The organism is Streptomyces sp. SID4985, from assembly GCF_009863025.1.
Taxonomy (GTDB): domain Bacteria; phylum Actinomycetota; class Actinomycetes; order Streptomycetales; family Streptomycetaceae; genus Streptomyces.
On the sequence record NZ_WWIR01000725.1, the window covers coordinates 1 to 3,820 of the forward strand.

4 protein-coding genes are annotated in these 3,820 nt (G+C 72.8%); 2 read left to right on the top strand and 2 right to left on the bottom strand.

From position 1 onward, the window contains the following. Together GTW40_RS32395 and GTW40_RS32400 are read right to left on the bottom strand one after the other, a co-directional pair. Positions 1 to 709: MBL fold metallo-hydrolase (locus GTW40_RS32395; RefSeq protein ID WP_161183699.1), on the bottom strand; the 709-nt coding region annotated here is incomplete at its 3' end. Between the two features lie 66 nt (positions 710 to 775). Beyond that, entirely contained in the window at positions 776 to 1,414 is a 639-nt protein-coding gene (locus tag GTW40_RS32400) for an alpha-ketoglutarate-dependent dioxygenase AlkB (RefSeq protein WP_161183702.1), read from the bottom strand. A gap of 124 nt (positions 1,415 to 1,538) precedes the next feature. Here GTW40_RS32400 and GTW40_RS32405 point away from each other — a divergent pair, with 124 nt between their 5' ends. Continuing rightward, positions 1,539 to 2,162, top strand: a complete 624-nt coding sequence (locus GTW40_RS32405) for a TetR/AcrR family transcriptional regulator (protein WP_161183700.1) — start codon at positions 1,539 to 1,541, stop codon at positions 2,160 to 2,162. 27 nt (positions 2,163 to 2,189) lie between these two features. Then, positions 2,190 to 3,820: FAD-binding dehydrogenase (locus GTW40_RS32410; protein ID WP_161183701.1), on the top strand; the 1,631-nt coding region annotated here is incomplete at its 3' end.

The following is a 3,820-nucleotide window of genomic DNA, read 5'->3' on the forward strand; positions in this document are numbered from 1 at the left end:
GGACCGGCCCCCGGTGCACCGGACCGTGCCCCGGCAGCAGCGTGTCGCCCTCCAGTGCGGCGATCAGGTCCAGGGAGTCCACGGCGCGCTCCCGCTCGTGGTGGAAGAAGTCGGCCAGGAGCTGCGGACCCTTCAGGCGGGAGATCGCGTGGCCGGTGACCAGCGCGTCGCCGGAGATCACCACGCCCAGGTGCGGGAGGTGGTAGACGCAGTGGCCGTCCGTGTGGCCCGGGGTGTGCACCGGGACCGGGTTCCCCGGCAGGTCGAGCGCGCCCTCGGCGGGGAAGGGCTCGGGCTTGGTGACGGGGTGCTGCTCAAGCCCGCCGACCTGGATGAGGTGCGCCGCCCACTTCAGGACACCGGGCCGCCAGATGTTGCGCACCACGTCGCCCACCTTGGCCTGCTGGAGGAACTCCCGCCGCGCGTGCGGGACTTCGGCCGGGTGCAGCTGAACCGGCGTGCCGTACGCGGCGCGCAGGTGTTCCGCCGAGCCCAGGTGGTCGTTGTGCGCGTGGGTGATCAGCACGGCGGCCACCGCCTCCGGCGAACTCCCCACCGCCGCAAGGGACTCCAGTAGCCCCGCGCGGTCCCCCGGATACCCGGTGTCCACCAGGGTCACGGCGTCCCCGTCCTTGAGGATCACCCAGTTGGTGTGATGGCCGTGCACCAGGTAGGTGCCGTCGGCCACTTGGTGTACTTCCGCGCTCATCCGCCTGCCGTTCCTTCGCCGTCGAACCGTCGGTGACACCCAAGCAGACCGCACGCGGCGGACGCGTCACCGCACCCCGTGCGGACGGAACTGCACACTGATCCGGGGCCCCGCCGCGCGGGCGGTCTTCGGTACGCAGTGCTCCCAGGTGCGCTGGCAGGAGCCGCCCATCACGATCAGGTCGCCGTGCCCCAGCGGGCGCCGCACCGTGGCCGAGCCGACACCGCCGCCGTCGGCCGGACGTAGCAGCAGATCCCGGGGCGCGCCCACGGAGAGGATCGCGACCATGGTGTCCGCCCGCGCTCCGCGCCCGATCCGGTCGCCGTGCCAGGCCACGCTGTCCCGCCCGTCGCGGTAGAAGCACAGCCCGGCCGTCGTGAACGGTTCGCCCAGTTCCGCCGCGTAGTGCGCGGTGAGCGCGGCGCGGGCCTCGTCGAGCACGGGGTGGGGGAGCGGATCGCGCTGCTCGTAGAAGGCGAGCAGCCGGGGCACCGCCACCACGTTGTCGTACATCTTCCGCCGCTCCGCCCGCCAGGGGACCTCGGCGACGAGCCGGTCGAACAGCGCGTCCGCGCCGCTCAGCCAGCCCGGCAGTACGTCGATCCAGGCGCCCGCGCCGAGTTCGGTGCGGCGCAGGCCGCCGAGCGGACCGAGCCGTAGTTCGTCGGTCTGGTCGAAGAGGGAGCCCTGGAGGTGCGTGGACAGGGGGGACATGGGGTCAGCGTACTCCTTAATCGAAAATACGTTCGCTTCATGAATCCGGGGGGCCACCCTCTTTCGATACAGAGGTGTATCGAATACATTCGTGTATCGAATGGAGGTGGGCACCATGACGGACGGACTCGCCGCCCCCCGCGTCACCAAACGCCGCGCCAGGACCCGCGCCGACCTGCTCGCCGCCGCCTTCGCGGTGTTCGCCGCCAAGGGGTTCGGGCGGGTCTCCATCGAGGAGGTCTGCGAGGCGGCCGGGTACAGCCGGGGCGCCTTCTACTCCAACTTCGCCACCCTGGACGAGCTGTTCTTCGCCCTGTACCAGGAGCGCGCCGACCTCATCGCCGCCCAGGTCGCGGACGCCCTCGCCCAGGACGGCCCCGGGCTCGACGTGCCGGCGTGCGTCGACCGCGTCACCGAGGTGCTGCTGCTCGACGTGGACTGGCTGCTGGTGAAGACCGACTTCCTGGTGCACGCGGCCCGCGACCCCGACACCGCCCGCGCCCTGCTCGACCACCGCGCCCGGTTGCGCGAGGCCGTCGCCGAGCGCCTGCGGAGGGCGCAGGGGCACACCGAGCTGCCCGCCGTGCTCGGCGACGCCGACGGCGCGGCCCACGCGGTCGTCGCCGCGTACGACGGCGTCACCACCCAGCTCCTCCTCGACAAGGACGTGCCCGCCGCACGCGCCTGGCTGAAACAGCTCCTCACCGCTCTGCTGACCGACGGCAGCCGGACCTCCTGACCCGCCCGACGGAAGGACACGCACACCATGGACGCGGACGCGATAGTCGTCGGAGCGGGCCTCGCCGGCCTGGTCGCCGCGCACGAACTCACCAGCCGGGGACGGAAGGTGGCCCTGCTCGACCAGGAGAACGCCGCCAACCTCGGCGGACAGGCGTACTGGTCCTTCGGCGGCCTCTTCCTGGTCGACTCGCCCGAACAGCGCCGTCTCGGCGTCAAGGACTCCCTCGACCTCGCCTGGAACGACTGGCGGGGCAGCGCCCAGTTCGACCGCGTCGAGGACGAGGACTCCTGGGCGGTGCGCTGGGCCCGCGCCTACGTCGAGTTCGCCGCGGGGGAGAAGCGGTCCTGGCTGCGCGGGCACGGGATCGAGCTGCTGCCCACCGTCGGCTGGGCCGAGCGCGGCGACCTGCGCGCGGACGGCCACGGCAACTCCGTACCCCGCTTCCACATCGCCTGGGGCACCGGCACCGGCGTGGTCGAACCCTTCGTGCGGTACGCCCGCGAGGCCGCGCGGGACGGGCTGCTCACCTTCCACCACCGCCACCGCGTGGACGAACTCCTCGTCCAGGACGGCGCGGTGCGCGGGGTGCGCGGCACGCTCCTCGCCCCCGACGACTCCCCGCGCGGTGTCGCCTCCAGCCGCGAGACCGTCGGCGACTTCGAGCTGACCGCCGGAGCCGTGATCGTCACCAGCGGCGGCATCGGCGCCGACCACGACCTGGTCCGCCGCCACTGGCCCGCACGGCTCGGCACACCCCCCGCCAAGATGGTCACCGGTGTCCCCGCCTACGTGGACGGCCGGATGCTCGACATCACCGCAGAGGCGGGCGCGCGCCTGGTCAACCGCGACCGGATGTGGCACTACACCGAGGGCATCGCCAACTGGAACCCCGTCTGGCCCGGCCACGGCATCCGCATCCTGCCCGGCCCGTCCTCCATCTGGCTCGACGCGCTCGGCCGCCGGCTGCCCGACCCCTGCCTGCCCGGGTACGACACGCTCGGCACCCTCCGTCATCTGCGCACCACCGAGGACATCGCCGGGTACGACCACTCCTGGTTCGTCCTCACCCGCAAGATCGTGGAGAAGGAGTTCGCGCTCTCCGGCTCCGAGCAGAACCCCGACATCACCGCCAAGGACCGCAAGGCCGTGCTGCGCGACCGGCTGCTCGGCAAGGGCGCCCCCGCCCCCGTACAGGCGTTCCTCGACCACGGCGCCGACTTCGTCACCGCCCGCACCCTGGAGGACCTGGTCGGCAAGATGAACGGCCTCACCGGCAAGTCCCTCCTCGACGCCGCCGAGGTGCGCCGCCAGATAGAGGCCCGCGACCTCCAGCTGGCCAACCCCTACAGCAAGGACTCCCAGATCCAGGGCATCCGCAACGCCCGCCGCTACATCGGCGACCGCCTCGGCCGCGTCGCCTCCCCGCACCGCATCCTCGACCCGGAGGCGGGCCCGCTCATCGGCGTACGGCTCAGCGTGCTCACCCGCAAGACCCTCGGCGGCATCCAGACCGACCTGGACTCCCGCGCCCTCGGCCCGGACGGCACCCCGGTCGGCGGCCTGTACGCGGCCGGCGAGGTCGCCGGGTTCGGCGGCGGCGGGGTCCACGGCTACAACGCGCTGGAGGGCACCTTCCTCGGCGGCTGCCTCTTCTC